The 14,977-nt window shown below is 55.7% G+C and carries 14 protein-coding genes and 1 pseudogene; 8 read left to right on the top strand and 7 right to left on the bottom strand.

Annotated elements, in window-relative coordinates; genetic code table 11:
* Nucleotides 1-102: 102 nt before the first annotated feature.
* Nucleotides 103-1,854 carry an LTA synthase family protein gene (locus tag WA145_RS11040; RefSeq protein WP_422581621.1) on the bottom strand — a complete coding sequence of 584 codons (1,752 nt, stop codon included), beginning with the start codon at nt 1,852-1,854 and terminating at the stop codon, nt 103-105.
* Nucleotides 1,855-1,959: 105 nt separating this feature from the next.
* Here WA145_RS11040 and WA145_RS11035 point away from each other — a divergent pair, with 105 nt between their 5' ends.
* From WA145_RS11035 to WA145_RS11005, 7 genes and pseudogenes are all read left to right on the top strand, one after another.
* Nucleotides 1,960-2,643: a response regulator transcription factor gene (locus tag WA145_RS11035; protein WP_422581620.1), complete on the top strand. Its 684-nt coding sequence runs from the start codon at nt 1,960-1,962 to the stop codon at nt 2,641-2,643.
* Entirely contained in the window at nt 2,633-3,904 is a 1,272-nt protein-coding gene (locus WA145_RS11030) for a sensor histidine kinase (protein ID WP_422581619.1), read from the top strand. Before WA145_RS11035 ends, WA145_RS11030 begins: the two co-directional genes overlap by 11 nt.
* An 82-nt stretch (nt 3,905-3,986) precedes the next feature.
* A complete protein-coding gene (locus WA145_RS11025; RefSeq protein ID WP_422581618.1) occupies nt 3,987-4,676 on the top strand; it encodes a class I SAM-dependent methyltransferase in 690 nt (229 codons plus the stop codon).
* Nucleotides 4,677-4,679: 3 nt separating this feature from the next.
* Nucleotides 4,680-5,396 carry a lipopolysaccharide kinase InaA family protein gene (locus WA145_RS11020; protein WP_422581617.1) on the top strand — a complete coding sequence of 239 codons (717 nt, stop codon included), beginning with the start codon at nt 4,680-4,682 and terminating at the stop codon, nt 5,394-5,396.
* A 5-nt stretch (nt 5,397-5,401) separates the two neighbouring features.
* Nucleotides 5,402-5,788: a diacylglycerol kinase gene (locus tag WA145_RS11015; protein ID WP_422581623.1), complete on the top strand. Its 387-nt coding sequence runs from the start codon at nt 5,402-5,404 to the stop codon at nt 5,786-5,788.
* Nucleotides 5,789-5,822: 34 nt separating this feature from the next.
* Complete coding sequence (locus WA145_RS11010) at nt 5,823-7,958, top strand: LTA synthase family protein (protein ID WP_422581616.1); 2,136 nt, start codon at nt 5,823-5,825, stop codon at nt 7,956-7,958.
* A gap of 102 nt (nt 7,959-8,060) precedes the next feature.
* Nucleotides 8,061-8,556: pseudogene (locus WA145_RS11005) on the top strand (Tn3 family transposase); the annotation flags it as partial.
* 156 nt (nt 8,557-8,712) lie between these two features.
* Here the strand turns inward: WA145_RS11005 and WA145_RS11000 are convergent.
* The 4 genes from WA145_RS11000 to WA145_RS10985 all read right to left on the bottom strand — a co-directional run bounded on the left by WA145_RS11000 (nt 8,713) and on the right by WA145_RS10985 (nt 11,767).
* On the bottom strand, nt 8,713-9,309 hold the full coding sequence (locus WA145_RS11000) for a DUF6088 family protein (RefSeq protein ID WP_422581615.1): 597 nt from the start codon (nt 9,307-9,309) through the stop codon (nt 8,713-8,715).
* A gap of 316 nt (nt 9,310-9,625) precedes the next feature.
* The gene (locus tag WA145_RS10995; protein WP_422581614.1) at nt 9,626-10,105 is read right to left on the bottom strand and encodes a hypothetical protein; all 480 of its coding nucleotides are present in this window, start codon (nt 10,103-10,105) and stop codon (nt 9,626-9,628) included.
* On the bottom strand, nt 10,086-10,730 hold the full coding sequence (locus WA145_RS10990; RefSeq protein WP_422581613.1) for a DUF6036 family nucleotidyltransferase: 645 nt from the start codon (nt 10,728-10,730) through the stop codon (nt 10,086-10,088). The genes WA145_RS10995 and WA145_RS10990 overlap by 20 nt, the downstream gene beginning before the upstream one ends.
* Before the next feature lie 38 nt (nt 10,731-10,768).
* Nucleotides 10,769-11,767, bottom strand: coding sequence for a DNA-binding protein (locus WA145_RS10985; protein WP_422581612.1), 999 nt, complete (start codon nt 11,765-11,767; stop codon nt 10,769-10,771).
* A gap of 180 nt (nt 11,768-11,947) precedes the next feature.
* Here WA145_RS10985 and WA145_RS10980 point away from each other — a divergent pair, with 180 nt between their 5' ends.
* Nucleotides 11,948-12,919: a site-specific integrase gene (locus tag WA145_RS10980; protein ID WP_422581611.1), complete on the top strand. Its 972-nt coding sequence runs from the start codon at nt 11,948-11,950 to the stop codon at nt 12,917-12,919.
* 138 nt (nt 12,920-13,057) lie between these two features.
* Here the strand turns inward: WA145_RS10980 and WA145_RS10975 are convergent, their stop codons facing one another.
* Together WA145_RS10975 and WA145_RS10970 are read right to left on the bottom strand one after the other, a co-directional pair.
* Nucleotides 13,058-14,263 carry a sensor histidine kinase gene (locus tag WA145_RS10975; RefSeq protein WP_422581610.1) on the bottom strand — a complete coding sequence of 402 codons (1,206 nt, stop codon included), beginning with the start codon at nt 14,261-14,263 and terminating at the stop codon, nt 13,058-13,060.
* 16 nt (nt 14,264-14,279) lie between these two features.
* Entirely contained in the window at nt 14,280-14,972 is a 693-nt protein-coding gene (locus WA145_RS10970; RefSeq protein WP_422581622.1) for a response regulator transcription factor, read from the bottom strand.
* Between the last annotated feature and the right edge of the window lie 5 nt (nt 14,973-14,977).

Below are 14,977 nucleotides of genomic sequence, written 5' to 3'. Positions count from 1 at the left end.
AAGGAGTGGGGGCAACAGCAGCTGCGCTGGTAGACTTATCCACAGTTGCTGGTAACAAAATCAGCAATCCGCCCTGGGTCAAATTTCAATCGGCAGGGTGGGTCAATTTTCCATCAGCGCCAACAGGTAGTTACCAACCAGAGCGCGCCCAGCAGTGCGATCCTCTCGCAGCACGTTGCGCCCGAAAAACGTTGAGACATAGTCGATATTGAGCATGCCCAGCAAAGTTGGAGCCAGGTCGATCTGACTGACAACATCGGTGAACTCTCTAGGTTCGATATGTTCCGGAGCGTAAATGAACAGCGGGATGTGGTAGTTGGCCACCGGCAGATCTTCCTTACCGGCGCTGCCTGCAGTGTGATCGGCGACGAAGACGAACAGCGTGTCCTTGAACCAGGGTTTTTCCCGCACTTGGGCAAGGAGTTGGCCAATGGCGTAGTCGGTATACTTCACCGCTCCTTCGCGACCGTCACCGGAAGGTATGTCGATGCGACCTTCAGGGTAGGTATAGGGTCGATGATTTGAGGTGGTCATTAATTGCAGGAAGAAAGGTTTGCCGGCTGCATGGTCTGCATCTGCAATTTTGAGGGCTTGCTTATAGAGATCTTCGTCCGACATGCCCCAGGCATTTTTGAAGGCTATATCAGCCTCGGCCACGCTGCTTTGGTCAACGATGCGATAGCCGTTGCCGCCAAAGAAAGCATTCATGTTATCGAAGTAACCACGGCCGCCGTAGAGAAATGCACTGTCATACCCTTGGGCGGCGAACTGCTGACCAAGACTCGCATAACCAGCTTCACGACCAATACGTTTGACGATCGAACGCCCCGGCGTTGGTGGAATCGACAGAGTGATGGCTTCTAGACCCCGATCAGTTCGGGTGCCCGTGGCGTAAAAGTTGCTGAATGCCAGGCTCTGCTTGCGCAGCGCGTCCAAATTCGGTGTCAATCCGCGGCTGTCACCGAAGCTACCCAGGTATTTGGCACTCAAACTCTCGATGGTTACCAGCACCACGTTTAGGCGTTTTGGTTGCCCAGGATTATCGATTTCACGGCGAATATCTAGCGGGGCGCTGCCGATAAAACGTGCATTGGGTTCGCTCACCTCGTTTCGCAACAACCCGGCGACTTCGGACTCCGGCAGGGTCGAATAAAACTGCTGGTAGTCCAACTCGTTATTCCGAAACGCGGCAAAGAACTGGAAAGGACCATTACTCGCCAGCTCGCGCTGATAGGCATTTCCGCCCAATCCACGGGGGGCGTTCTGCCCGACAAAGCCGCTACAAAGACCGACCAGCAAGAGCAAAGCGGCCAAACTATAAAAAGCTTGCTTAGGTGCCATGCGTGGAGCATCCAAGGCTGCTGCAAGCGTTTTACGAAGAATGAGTGTCAGGCCAATAGCCAAGATGGCGAGCAGTGCCAGCAAGGGGTAAATCGGGTAGGACTCCAGAATGTTGTTGATCACCTCCTCGGAGTACACCAGGTAGTCGACGGCGATGAAATTGAAGCGTACGCCGAACTCGTCCCAGAACAGCCATTCCGCAACAGCAGTGAACAGCATGACAAACAGGCTAAGCACCATTACACAGACCATCAATTTCTTGTGCCAGCGCTGCTGCCAAATCGCGCGCGGGCAAAGCAGCAGGTAAAGCGCCATTGGAAAGGTCGCGTAAAGCAGGAAGCTCAAGTCGTAGATCAGACCTACGGCATACAAGCCCATAAGGTTCGAAATGCTGATATTCGCGTCTGCCAGGTGGCTAACCAGCAACAGGCTACGGGTCAGAGCGAATACCGATAGCCACGTCAGCATGACGATGGATAAGTAGCGAATTTGCGCATAATGAAGCTGGGGCATCGTATGATCCTTTTTGGATGAACGGGCCGCAGTCTGCATTTGCCTCTGTCAGTAGCCTGTCAAAGCGACGTGAAAAAAACGTCAAAATCAAAGAGTAATCAGGCGATGCGTATTCTGGTAATCGAAGACAACCGCGACATCCTGGCTAATGTGCTGGACTACCTGCAGTTAAAGGGCTTCAGCGTCGACTGCGCTCAGGATGGCTTGAGTGGCTTACACCTAGCCAGCACAGGGCACTACGATTTGATCGTGCTAGACATCATGCTTCCGGGCATCGACGGTTATCAGGTATGCAAACGTCTGCGCGAGGATGGCCAGAGCGAGGTACCAATCCTTATGCTGACTGCCCGTGATGCGCTTGATGACCGGCTGCACGGCCTCAACGTCGGAGCTGACGACTATCTGATCAAACCCTTTGCCCTATCCGAGTTAGTCGCGCGTATAGAGGCGATCCTGCGTCGCAGCCAAGGCAGCCGAAAACGCCAATTAAAAGTGGCGGATCTGCTCTATGACCTAGATACGTTGTATGTCAGTCGAGCAGGCCAGCCGCTCAAGCTGAACCCCATTGGCCTAAAGCTATTAGCGGTTTTGATGCAGAAAAGCCCGGCCGTGGTACGCCGTGAAGTACTGGAGGAAGCGCTCTGGGGAGATGACTGCCCCGATAGCGATAGCTTGAGAAGCCATATCCACCAACTCCGTCAGGTTCTCGATAAGCCCTTCAATACAGAGCTGCTGCATACTCAGCATGGCTTGGGTTACCGCCTTGCGGAGAAAACTGATGGTATCTAAACAACCTTTTGCACGGCGCATCCTGCTCGCCTTTGTACTGATGACCGTAATGGTCAGCGGCACCTTTTCCATAGGCATCGTAGCGGTGGTGCACTTTGTCGAAGAGCACTTGGTTTCCGAGGAGTTGCAGCGGGAACTGAACACCGTGCTGCACCAGGATATCAATCGAGGTCGGCCACCACGCTTGGACTCTAGTACCCGATTTTTCGCCTCTAGCCATTCCGAATATGCCATTCCCGAGCGGTATGCAAATCTGGAAGAAGGCTTCAATGAGGTCGTCGATGGCAATGAGGCGTTCTATGTCTATGTTCAGGAAATCAACAATCAGACCTATCTATTGGTGCAGGAACAACACGAGTTCGAGGCCCGTGAGCAAGTTCTATTCGATGTTGTACTAGCAGGCTTTCTACTGACCATCGCAGCCGCATGGGGGCTCGGGCTAGTCATGGCGCGTAAGGTGATGGCGCCCATCAGTCGCTTGGCTCAGCAGGTGCGTCATCGCGACCAATTGCACTCTTTGGCTCCGCCACTTGCTCCCGATTACCCTGATGACGAAATTGGTCAACTGGCAGCTGCCTTTGACAGCACGCTAGGCCAAGTACGTCACTCTCTGGAACGTGAACGGCTATTCACCAGTGATGTCAGCCATGAATTGCGCACCCCACTAATGATCATTGGCACTTCCTGTGAGTTGCTTGCAGAGGTGAAGCTTGAGCAGCGCGAGCGTGTGCAGATTGAACGTATAGACCGGGCTTGCGAGGAGATGCGCGAGCTGGTCCAGACCTTCCTGCAACTAGCCAGAGATAAAACTAATGAGACAGCCTTTGTCGCGAGTAGCAGTTTAGCCAAGGTGGCCACCGAGCAAGCCGAGCGTTGGGGCCCAATGCTCAGAGAAAAAAAACTGGATTTCCAGTGCATTGAAGAGGGCACGGATGATGGTCGCTACAATCCTACTTTTCTCAACACGGTGATGGCCAACCTACTGCGAAACGCACTGCATTACACCGAGAGGGGGTTTGTACGCCTAGTAATAGGATCTGGAGAGTTTCGCGTAGAGGATAGTGGCAGCGGCATTCCTTTCGAGCAGCACGAGCAGATTTTCCAGCCCTTTGTACGTGGTACACAGGCGCGAGGGGATGGTTTGGGGCTGGGTCTTTCATTAGTAAAACGCATCTGTAGCAAGCAGGGTTGGACGATCTCGGTTCAGAACCTACCCGGTGGGGGAGCATGCTTCAGCGTAACCTTGAAAAGCGTTGTTTGACGATTTTTTCACATCCTTTTGACAGGGCCTTGATGCCCAACCCCCTAGTGTGGCGAGCGTACCTTCTTGTGGACGCCTCGCCATGTCGAAACCAAATCCCATCGAACTCGAATTTTCCCGTAAATATGACCAAGAACATGCTCAGCAGTACCTGATCAAACATCAGGATGGCTTGGCTCGGCAGCTGTCGCACTGGCGCGATATTCAGGTGGCGCGCAGGGCTCTACAGCTAGCAGATGATCCCAATTTGGTGCTGGATTTGCCCTGTGGTGCTGGGCGTTTCTGGTCCATGCTTTGCGAGCAACCCAATCGGGTGATCCTCGCCGCTGATAACTCAGCCGATATGCTCGCCACAGCATGCGCCGCACAACCGCCAGAGGTAGTCTCGCGAGTCAATACCTTCCAGACTTCGGCGTTTGATATTGACCTGGGTGTCAATGCGGTGGACTGCATCTTCTGCATACGTCTGCTGCATCACATCGAATCATCTGAGCACCGCCTGGCCATTCTGCGTGAGTTCCATCGCGTTAGCCGCGATAGCGTAATCCTTTCGCTCTGGGTTGATGGTAACTACAAGGCTTGGAAGCGGCGCCGCCTGGAACAGCGGCGAGCAGATGAAGGCCGGGCGTCACAAAACCAAAACCGATTTGTCGTAGCCAAGTCAGTTATCGAGGATGAATTTAAACAAGCCGGTTTCCGCGTCGTCGATCACCTAGATTTTCTGCCAGGCTACGCCATGTGGCGCACCTATGTGCTGCGCAAGGAGGTCTGAGCCATGGGCGTAATGACCGAAAAGGCATCGCCGCAGCTCATCACCACAGAGTTTGATCGCTGGTGGAATAGCTCCGGTATCTGGGTTGAACCGGCCAACAAGCGACGTGGTGGCGAAAGTGGCGTTCAGTTGTTGCAGCAGCGCGATTTAATGCGGCCACCCTTGTACTGCAAGCGTCAGGTTGGACATACCTACCGAACTTTGTTGCATCCGTTTGGCCGCCCGACCATCTTGCGAGAACTGCAGGCCTATCGCGCTTTTGCCCGCCTGGGCATCAAGACACCTAACGTCGTCTATTGCACTGCACGGCAGCAGCATGGTACCTGGCAGGCGCTGCTGGTTACCGAAGCCCTACAGGGCTTTGTCAGCCTAGAGCAGTGGTACGCCGTTGAGAATAGTGCCGCGCTTGCGAAGGCTGTACTGATACAACTCGCAGCAACCCTAGCACGCTTGCATCTGGCGGGCTGGCAGCATGGTTGCTGTTATCCCAAGCATATCTTCGTCAAATCCCAGGTAAACGAAGGCGGCACGGTGACGGTCGAAATAGCCTTGCTCGATCTAGAAAAAAGCCGCCGCCGTCTACGAATCAAAGACGCTGCTCGCCGTGACCTAGGCCAGTTAGGGCGGCACCGTGGGAACATGCCTGAAACGGATCTGTTGCTTATCCACCAGGCCTATCAGCAAGCGCTGAACAACCCTGCTGGAGTGTTGCAGCCATGAGCAATATGCCACAGAGCGACGAATTGGATGCCCTCTCGTTTAAAGGCCGCAGCGGCGTTACTCGCATTATTTATGCCACTAGATACTCGCTGGCAGGCTTGCGGGCAGCGTTTCAAGGCGAAGCCGCTTTCCGGCAGCTGCTGTTATTAAATGCAGTGCTTCTGCCGGTGGCCTGTCTGGTGGATGCAACGCCAAGTGAACGCGTGTTACTGATACTCGTGCCGATGCTGGCGTTGGTAGTGGAGCTACTCAACTCAGCCATAGAGAGCACTGTTGACCGTATTTCCCTGAGCATCCACCCACTGTCTAAACAAGCCAAGGACATGGGAAGTGCGGCACAACTCATTGCACTGATACTGATTGCCCTTACTTGGGGTTTGATCCTGTTATAGCTCCCAATTCTTGAATTACAGAAGGCTACCCATTATGCCTCACCGCATACCAGCGTCCGCTGATGCCTCCAATGCGAAAAAAAAACTTGGCCTAAGCGAACACCTGACCTTCCTTTTTGGCAGTGCAGCACTGTTAGTAACTTTGCTGACCCTATTACGCGTGGCCCTATTACTTTTCAACCGAGAACTGATTGGAGCCACCGCGTGGACCAGTCTGGCCGAAGCGTTTTTTAATGGCCTACGTTTCGACTTGCGCTTAGCGGTCTATATCTGCGCGCCACTGACCCTGGCATTGGCATATCGCCCGGCAATGGTCCGCCGGACATGGCAACGCATTTGGCTAGGGACTTGCGCAGCGGTAGCTATCCTGCTGGGCATGATTGAGCTGAACTTCTATCGAGAGTTTCATCAGCGTCTCAACGCATTGGTCTTTCAATATTTGCAAGAAGACCCGGCAACTGTGCTGAGCATGCTCTGGTATGGCTTTCCAGTGCTGCGCCTACTGGGTGCCTGGTTGGCGTTGAGCGCTCTCTTTTTCGTACTGCTGGGTTGGCTGGATATACGTACTCGTGGCCAGGGCCGCTCAACCGTCGAGTCGCGCCGAACAATGAATAACCTCGGTCATGGTATGGCGCTGCTGCTTTGTCTGGCTATATCGGTTGTTGTGGCGCGCGGTACTTTGCGGCAAGGGCCGCCACTACGCTGGGGGGATGCATTCACCACAGACTCAATGTTTGCCAACCACCTAGGCCTCAATGGCACCTTGAGCCTTTATGCTGCGGCCAAAAACCACTACTCAAGTGATCGCGCCGACAAGATTTGGAAGAGCCGCATGCCAGCAGATCAAGCGACGACCCTGACACGCGATCTCTTATTCACCGAACACGACCGCCTAACAGATCAGAACACAGCAGCGATCCGCCGCGATTTTCAGCCCCCACAAAATACGCGCCTGCCGATCCGCAATGTCGTAGTGATTCTGATGGAGAGTTTTGCTGGGCACTTTGTTGGCGCGCTCGGCAGCGAAGCTGGCATCACACCGAACTTCGATCAGCTGGCGCAAGAGGGTGTGCTGTTTCGCCGCTTCTTCGCTAATGGCACGCATACCCATCAAGGCATGTTTGCCAGCATGGCCTGTTTCCCAAATCTACCCGGTTTTGAGTACTTGATGCAGACCCCGGAAGGAGGCCACCAATTCTCCGGTCTGGCTCAGTTGCTTAGCACTCGCGACTTCGACGATCTGTATGTCTACAACGGCGATTTTGCCTGGGATAACCAACGTGGCTTTTTCAGCAACCAAGGCATGACAAGGTTTATCGGTCGTAATGACTTTGTTGACCCCGTGGTATCAGACCCAACATGGGGAGTGGCTGACCAGGATATGTTTGATCGCGCTGCAGAAGAACTGCTCAAGCAAGACCCGAAGAAACCCTTCTATGCACTCCTTCAAACGCTTTCAAACCATACGCCTTACGCGCTGCCAGGTGTGTTGCCTATTGAGCCGGTTACAGGACAAGGTTCGCTTGACCAGCACCTTACAGCTATGCGTTATTCTGACTGGGCCCTTGGACGATTTTTTGAAAAGGCTCGGAAAGCGCCTTATTTCAAAAACACCCTATTCGTGGTCGTGGGTGATCATGGTTTTGGTGCACAAGAGCAGTTAACCGAGATGGATCTGTACCGATTCCATGTTCCCATGCTGTTGATCGCGCCTGGGGTCCAAGACGTCTTTGGTAAGACCCAGGATGTTGTCGGCAGTCAGGTTGATATCGTTCCCACCATCATGGGCCGGCTTGGAGAGCCTGTGCGCCACCAGTGCTGGGGGCGCGACTTGTTGAGCTTGGCAGATGGCGACAACGGCTTTGCCATTGTGAAACCCTCGGGCAGTGACCAGACAGTAGCCATGATCAGTGGCGAACGTATGCTGGTATTGCCTAAGGACATGCCTCCACGAAGCTATCTGTACACTTTGGGCTCGCATCCGCAAGGTGCCCTGGCGCCTGCTACAGAGCTGGATGACCGTTTGGGTAAGCAACTACAGGCCTACCTGCAGACCGCAACCAATAGCCTACTCAGTAATACGACAGGGGTTGAGGATAGTATTTCGAATAAATCTGAGACATCTATAAGCGCTCTATCTGTGGTTGAAAAGAATGCGCAGAAAAATTGACTTTCAATTTTAAAGAACTCTCAGCCAAACTTTTTAAGTATTGCCTGTAAGTACTAACAGCGAGCCCGATTGTGCGTCATGCGGAACTGTTGTCCCTGATGCGTGCTCGACGGTCTGCTGTACCACGAGTCCGACTTGCGGATCGAGGAGCACTACACCGACAGGGCTGGCTTCACCGATCACGTCTTCGCCCTGATGCACCTGCTGGGCTTCCGCTTCGCACCGCGCATCCGCGATCTCGGCGAAACCACGCTGTATGTTCCGAATAGCGTCCAGGACTACCCGACTTTGCGCCCAATGGTTGGCGGCACCCTGAATATCAAGCACGTCCGCTCCCATTGGGACGACATCCTGCGCCTGGCCAGCTCGATCAAGCAGGGCACGGTCACCGCCTCGCTGATGTTGCGCAAGCTCGGCAGCTATCCACGCCAGAACGGCCTGGCCGTGGCCCTGCGCGAGCTGGGCCGGAGCGAGCGCACGCTGCTCATCCTCGACTGGTTGCAAAGCGTCGAACTGCGCCGCCGCGTGCATGCTGGACAGAACAAGGGCGAAGCCCGCAACTCCCTGGCCAGGGGCAGTGTTCTTCACCCGTCTAGGGGTCATGCCGAGATAAAGGGAAAATTCACTCACTTCTCTCCTATCCGCATGTTTTCTATAGACTTTTTCAGGACGCAGCTGAGTCATGCCGAGATAAGGGGAAATTAGGACATTCGTTCTCTAACCTACTGTATTTAAACGAACATATAAGTCTTGCTCAAGCAAGAGCTGCTTCGCGCCCAATCGCTTCAGCCATCCATGGAGGAAGCTTGGATCTATGCGATTTCAATACCTGCCAATCGCTACTCGACAGGCACGTGCGCAGCTTCGCGACTGCCTCTTGGGCGTGGGGTTTGCCCAACCAGGCAAGTGCACGTACAGCGTCGCCAGCAATGGTCGCTCCGAGGGCGACCTGCCACTGTGGCGCATGTTCGATTCTCACCTGAGCCTTGCCTAGCTGCAGGGTTCTCGGCCGTCCGCCAGTGACAAATACTTCCCTAATCGACACCTGTTGCGTTAGCCCTAGAAGGTTCGCTGCGCGGGCACCGCTCAACGCGATTACCTGATGGCTTTTCGAAGCTATCGCGTTGATGACCTTCTCCGTCGCCGGCGCACGTTTGCCGAAGCGTCCGGTGACCGGTGCCACATAGAGGCCACGTGAAATCCGCATCAACTCCCCGCCCTTGGCTAATCGAGAGAATGCTTGGTCCACCGCTGCACGGCTTGCCAGATGAAGGAATTCGTTTGGTGCAAGAATGCCTCCTTCAGGAAGAAGCCTGCTGTGTTCGATGATTGCCGCGGGAAGGGATTTCATGTATGGCTAGTTTTTGAAATATGTCAGAAACCTAGCAACAATCCTGACACTGATCAACGAACTGCGGCGCGGCAATCGGCAGTCGGAATAGGATTCGCGCCCAATCGCTACAACCATCCAGAGAGAAAGGATGGATCAGCCGTTTGGCTGCACTCGCAGAAGAGCGTCAAACACGATTCGCAACCTGCCTGCGGCGGTTAATAATTGATCAATTATCTATATCGAGATAATTGCAGATAATTCCCGCAATCCGTGGCCGGCTCGATATCGAAAATTGGAAAAAAGGGCGAATTAGAGGGCCTGCGGAGGCTGCCAGCTAGCCAACAGGCACGGGCTCTGAATAACCCGTCTTCACGCCCTGGGTAGCGGCGTAATGGCGGGTTTGGAAAGCCAGGACATCCTGCATCTGCTTGCTGACGTCTTCCTCCAGCCCCCACTCATAGGCCAGCTTGTCGAGCTTGTAGCGAGAGACCAACTGGGTCGCCCGCGGCGAACGCTCGGCCGGTTTCAAGCTCGACCAGCTACTGACAAAGCCTTTTAGGCGCGCGGCTTTGTCCGTTGTTACACAGGGAAAGCGGCGCAGCAGGTCGACCAGGTAGAGGGCGCGCAGCTTCTGTTCGGGCTCGCGCAGCTTACCCGTCACTTCACGCTGCAGAACGGGCACGAGGTCGCGCTCCTCGTACCACAGCTGCTTGGCGAGCTCCACGAGAGCATCGGACGCAACTTGGCTGAGGCGCTGCTGGGTGACAGTCTCCAGGAGCTCACCAAAGCTTTGTTTACGATCCAGACGTTGCATCTCGCCCATCCTCCAAGTACTTCGCTGTGACCAGTTTCAGACAGCCTAGCATTGCGCTTCGGTTGCCCACGGCATAATCGATTGCTTCTGTTGCCAGTGTAACAAACTGGCCGACATCGACACGGCCGCATTCGATGAGCTGTTCGATATCAGATTGGTCGTTTTCCGTAAAGCGGCCAAGCTTGGATATTGCCAGATCCACGCCGGCGGCAACGAAAATATGCAGCGGCTGTTCACCCTCGAACCCCTCCATGGGAATGGCGCGCTCGCGGTAGTCTTCGTGCAGTGGCCCGAGGGCATTGGTGTAGTTCTGATCCAGGTACACCTGCAAGTCTCGGCCGTCGCTGTCCTCATAACCCTCTGGCGGTGTGTAGACGGCCATGATCTCGTCCTTGCGCAGTACACGTGCCGCCTCGATCTCCGCATCGATGTCCGCACTACCACGCGCATGGGTGAGCAGGTGCACCGCACAGCCGCCGAAGACGAAGACCTTGAGCGAGCCTGGTGGGTTGCCATCCAGTAGCGGCAAGGCCCGGGCGAACAGATTACCAATGGCCTGGCCCAGCGGCGTGGTCAAACGAACAGGTTCCGCAGCCCCTTCTTTGGTCGTCTCAAGTAGTGTCATCTTCACCTCCACTCAGCTCATGTACTCAGTGTGCCGGTTCATGTGCTACGTGCGCCATCGCTGTTCGCAAGCGGCGCTCCGAGTAGATTCAGCTGTGCAGTGGCTTCGACTAGGCGCTCCTGCAGGCTCTGCGCTTGCTGCGCCTGGATCGCCGAGGCTTCGCCCAGCTGGGACACCTCCTTCCGCAATGTGCTGCAACGCTGCTCCAGGGCATCATTTGCGCGCTCAACCCCGGCCAGTGCGTTCTTGGCGTTTTCTAACGCCTGAGTCTTCTGCGCGAGTAGCTGCTGCTGCGCATGTTGCTCTTTTTGCAGTTGCCGCGCCTCGGCGAGCAGGCGCGCATTGTCGCGGTTCAGTTGGGTCAGCTCGTCCTGCTTGATTATCAAGGTCTGCTGCAGTTGCCGCAGCTCCAGTTGCAGTTGTTGCACCTGCGACTCGTGCCGGCGCTGCTCCTGCTCACGCTGCTCCTTGGCGGCCTGGCGATAATGCTCCAGGGCATCACGGGCGTGCTGATGCTTTTCCTCCAGCGAGCGAATTTGCCCGTCGCGATCCTGCAGGCGCGCTTCCTGATCGTGGTTGGCTTGCAGCAAGCGGGCATTCTCGATCTCGGCCTGTTGCCGCAGCTGTTGTTCCTGCTGTAGTGCTTGCTGGGCAGTCTGGAGCTGCTCCGCGAGTCCCGTGCACTGACCTTCCAGCTGTTGGATGCGGTTTGTGGCCTGCCGAACCTGGTTCTGATAGTCGAGCCGCTCACGTTCCAGTTGCTCGCGCTCCTGTGCCACACCGGCCTGTGCTTCCTCCTTTAGCTGATCCGCCAGTTGGGCCACCAGGTTGGCCAACTGCTCGCTGAGCGGCATTGCGGACACATCCCGTCCGCGCTCGGCGTCTTCGAGCTCTTTCAGGTAGCGGTGAATGGTTGTTTTCGAGCCGGTATTGCCCAGTTCAACCCGTACCGCGTCGATGCTGAGATTCTCGCCTCGCGCCAGGATCGCCTGTCGCGCCTTCTGAACCAGCGCCTTGTTAATGCCGCCGCGTGCCATGGTCTGCTCCTACGATTTCGTATCGTATTACATACTATGTATTTACATACCAAATTGAGCTGATGTAAAGCGCGTTTAAAGTGGATAAATCAGATAAAATAATGGAGGGTTATTCAATACTAAAGGTAAAAACGGTCGTATGGCAGCCGTTTTCCAGTACACAAAGGGCAACCTCGGGCGATGAAAGACGTCGGGCGCTATCTACAAGCTGGTACGCGGGAAAACACTCGCCGCAGCTACCAGTCGGCCATCGAGCACTTCGAAGTGACGTGGGGGGGCTTTCTGCCCGCCACCAGCGACAGCATCGTGCGCTACCTGGTGGACTACGCCGATACCCTGAGCCTCAGTACGCTCAAACAGCGCCTGGCCGCCCTGGCCCAGTGGCATATCACCCAAGGCTTTCCTGATCCAACCAAAACGCCCACGGTGCGCCAGGTGCTCAAAGGCATCCGCACATTGCATCCGGCGCAGGCCAAGCAGGCTGCACCGCTGCAGTTGCAGCACCTGGAACAAGCGGTTCATTGGCTGAATCAGGAGGCCGAACGGGCTCGGCAGTCTGACAATTTGGCAAGCCTGCTGCGCAGCCGGCGCGATGCAGCGTTGCTACTGATCGGCTTCTGGCGGGGTTTTCGCAGCGACGAACTCTGTCGACTGCAGGTCGAGCATATCCAGGCCGAAGCCGGTGCTGGCATGAACCTGTTCCTGTCACAGAGCAAGGGTGACCGGGAAAATCTTGGCACGACCCATTACGTACCGGCCTTGAAATGCCTATGCCCGGTACAGGCCTATCTCGACTGGATCAGTGTCGCGGGCATCGCCCGCGGTGCAGTGTTCCGCCGCCTGGATCGCTGGGGGCATCTCAGCGACGAGGCCCTGCATCCCGGCAGCCTGATCAGCCTGTTGCGCCAGATCCTAAAGCGCGCCGGTATCCCGGCCGAGCTGTACACCAGCCATTCGCTGCGCCGAGGCTTCGCCACCTGGGCCACGGCCAACGGTTGGGATCTCAAGGCCCTGATGACCTATGTGGGCTGGAAGGACATCAAGTCGGCTATGCGCTACATCGACCCCGCCATCTCCTTTGGCGGCCTGGCGGCGAAGCCCGCCTTTGAACTGAGTACCGGCACTTTGACTCAATTGCCAGCTTCTTACTAACATCGATGCACGACAGAAGTGACGGTGCAATGAGTACGCAGACCAGCATCGAAATACCAACGTCCACGAAGGCGAAGGTGGACGACTCGAACACCTAGTTGAAGGTGAGCTCTTTGCTGTCTTAGCAGGCCTCGTCAACTAAGCGTTGGAGAACAGCAGGGTGAAGCGGCTTCCCCCGTTTGGCCCCAGGTCGTGACTAACCATCCAGCCAAGATGCTCAGCCACACGTTTGACGATGGACAGCCCCAGTCCAGAACCGCTCGTGAAGTCCTCGCTTCCTCGAACGAAACGGTCGAAAAGACGATTGCGAACGGTTTCAGGCAACCCCGTACCGCTGTCCTCCACCACAATTTTCCCAGCATCCAAACGAACAGTGATGACGCCTTGTTCGGTATGTTGGCAGGCATTACGCATCAAGTTGCTCACTGCAATGGTGACCAGTTCTGGAACGGCCTGAACTGAGACCTCTTCGGTCGCAACGAACCTGAGTGTCAGTGGTTTCCCACGCAGCAATGGTTGGCAGCGCTCTATCTCATGTTCGATCAAGGGGCGCAAGGCGACCAGGCTGAGGTCTGTGCTCTCCGGTGCCCTTGCCAGTTGCAACAAAGCGCCGACCTGTTGTGCGGTATCTGCAGCGTTTCGCCTAATACGCTCGGTCATGACCACTAGATCGGGGCGATCCCGTAGACGACTGGTCAGCACTTCGGCCGCGCCGAGCATGATGGTCAGCGGAGTACGCAGTTCATGGCTGACATCCGCGGTAAACCAGCGTTCACGTTGCAACGCCAGACTCAACTGGTTGGTACGATCCTCAATCGCTCGGGCCAGTACGCCGATTTCGTCGGTAGCATCGAGTCCTGGGAGCTCTCCAGGCTCTCGCTCCTCCTGCACCGCAGTGGCCAAGTTAGTCAGAGGCAGAATCACTCGGCTCGCACTGGCTCGACCAATCAGGATGGCAAGAGCAATACCGCCAAGAAAAGCGATGCCGAGCGCAATGTATGACGAAGATTCGATGGACTCGAAATCACTCTGATCATCCACCACGGCATAGCGCTCGCCACGTGCCTCGCCGATCAGTACATGCAGGCTTCGGCCATTGAGGCGCAGTTCATGCGTGCCAAGATCCAGCCGCAGCAGAGGGGGTGGAATCTGCTTGCCCTTGAAGAACCTGAGATCGATGGTTTTTGGCAGTACGGGGTTAAATGAGTCGGCCTTCCATAGATCGGCCGCGCGAGCTAGGCGCTTATCGATGAGTTCGTTTTCAATTTCCGCGACGACGAAGAAGGTCGAACCGGCAAAAAAGCCAACGATGATCACCGCCAACAGCACGTAGGCGGCGACCATCCGGCCACGTAACGAGTTACTCGGATGCATGAGCATCGACCAGCCGGTAGCCAATCCCCGGCACTGTGATCAGCATCGGCTGAGAGGTCGGAAAAGCCTTATCGATGGCCTGCCGGAGCGCATGAATATGGCTTCGCAGCGCATCGCTGAGTGGTGGCTCATCTTTCCAGAGTTCTTGCTCCAACTCTTCACGAGTCACCAGACGCGGAGCCGCGCGCAACAACGCCGCGAGCATTTTGTAGCCGAACGGGGTGAGTTCGAGTCGCTGCCCGGAGCGTCTTGCTTCGAAGGTGCCCGTATCGAACTCCAGTTCGCCGAAGCGCAGCACCTGCTCATGACTGGATGCATTAGCCCGCCTCACTAAAGCGAGCAGCCGTGCCTCCAATTCGATTAACGAGTACGGCTTAACCAGGTAGTCATCAGCGCCGGCGCGTAATCCCGTCACCTTGTCGTGAACGGTGTCGCGCGCCGTGAGCATTAGCACTGGCGTGTTGCAGTGCTGTTCCTCTCGCAATTGGCGACACACCTCTAAACCATCGAGACCCGGTAGCATGCCATCCAGCACGATGACGTCGAACTGCTCCTCTGACGCCCTGGCTAGGCCGGCATGACCGGTTCGTGCATTGTCGAGTTGGTGTCCGAGCGGTTCAAAGTACTCGTACAGATTGGCAACAATGTCCGGGTTGTCTTCGATGATCAGAATTCGCAAGTGTT

Origin of the sequence: Pseudomonas sp., from assembly GCF_049301935.1 — a bacterium.
Classification (GTDB): Bacteria; Pseudomonadota; Gammaproteobacteria; order Pseudomonadales; family Pseudomonadaceae; genus Aquipseudomonas.
The sequence above is the reverse complement of the archived record's forward strand: the minus strand, read 5'-3'. Positions and strand labels throughout refer to the sequence as shown.

Coding starts and splice junctions, on each gene's coding strand:
- WA145_RS11020 (WP_422581617.1), top strand. CDS start 4,680: ATGGGCGTAATGACCGAAAAGGCATCGCCGCAGCTCATCACCACAGAG.
- WA145_RS11000 (WP_422581615.1), bottom strand. CDS start 9,309: ATGAAATCCCTTCCCGCGGCAATCATCGAACACAGCAGGCTTCTTCCT.
- WA145_RS10980 (WP_422581611.1), top strand. CDS start 11,948: ATGAAAGACGTCGGGCGCTATCTACAAGCTGGTACGCGGGAAAACACT.
- WA145_RS10990 (WP_422581613.1), bottom strand. CDS start 10,730: ATGACACTACTTGAGACGACCAAAGAAGGGGCTGCGGAACCTGTTCGT.
- WA145_RS11025 (WP_422581618.1), top strand. CDS start 3,987: ATGTCGAAACCAAATCCCATCGAACTCGAATTTTCCCGTAAATATGAC.
- WA145_RS11040 (WP_422581621.1), bottom strand. CDS start 1,854: ATGCCCCAGCTTCATTATGCGCAAATTCGCTACTTATCCATCGTCATG.
- WA145_RS10995 (WP_422581614.1), bottom strand. CDS start 10,105: ATGCAACGTCTGGATCGTAAACAAAGCTTTGGTGAGCTCCTGGAGACT.
- WA145_RS11010 (WP_422581616.1), top strand. CDS start 5,823: ATGCCTCACCGCATACCAGCGTCCGCTGATGCCTCCAATGCGAAAAAA.
- WA145_RS11035 (WP_422581620.1), top strand. CDS start 1,960: ATGCGTATTCTGGTAATCGAAGACAACCGCGACATCCTGGCTAATGTG.
- WA145_RS11030 (WP_422581619.1), top strand. CDS start 2,633: ATGGTATCTAAACAACCTTTTGCACGGCGCATCCTGCTCGCCTTTGTA.
- WA145_RS11015 (WP_422581623.1), top strand. CDS start 5,402: ATGCCACAGAGCGACGAATTGGATGCCCTCTCGTTTAAAGGCCGCAGC.
- WA145_RS10975 (WP_422581610.1), bottom strand. CDS start 14,263: ATGGTCGCCGCCTACGTGCTGTTGGCGGTGATCATCGTTGGCTTTTTT.
- WA145_RS10985 (WP_422581612.1), bottom strand. CDS start 11,767: ATGGCACGCGGCGGCATTAACAAGGCGCTGGTTCAGAAGGCGCGACAG.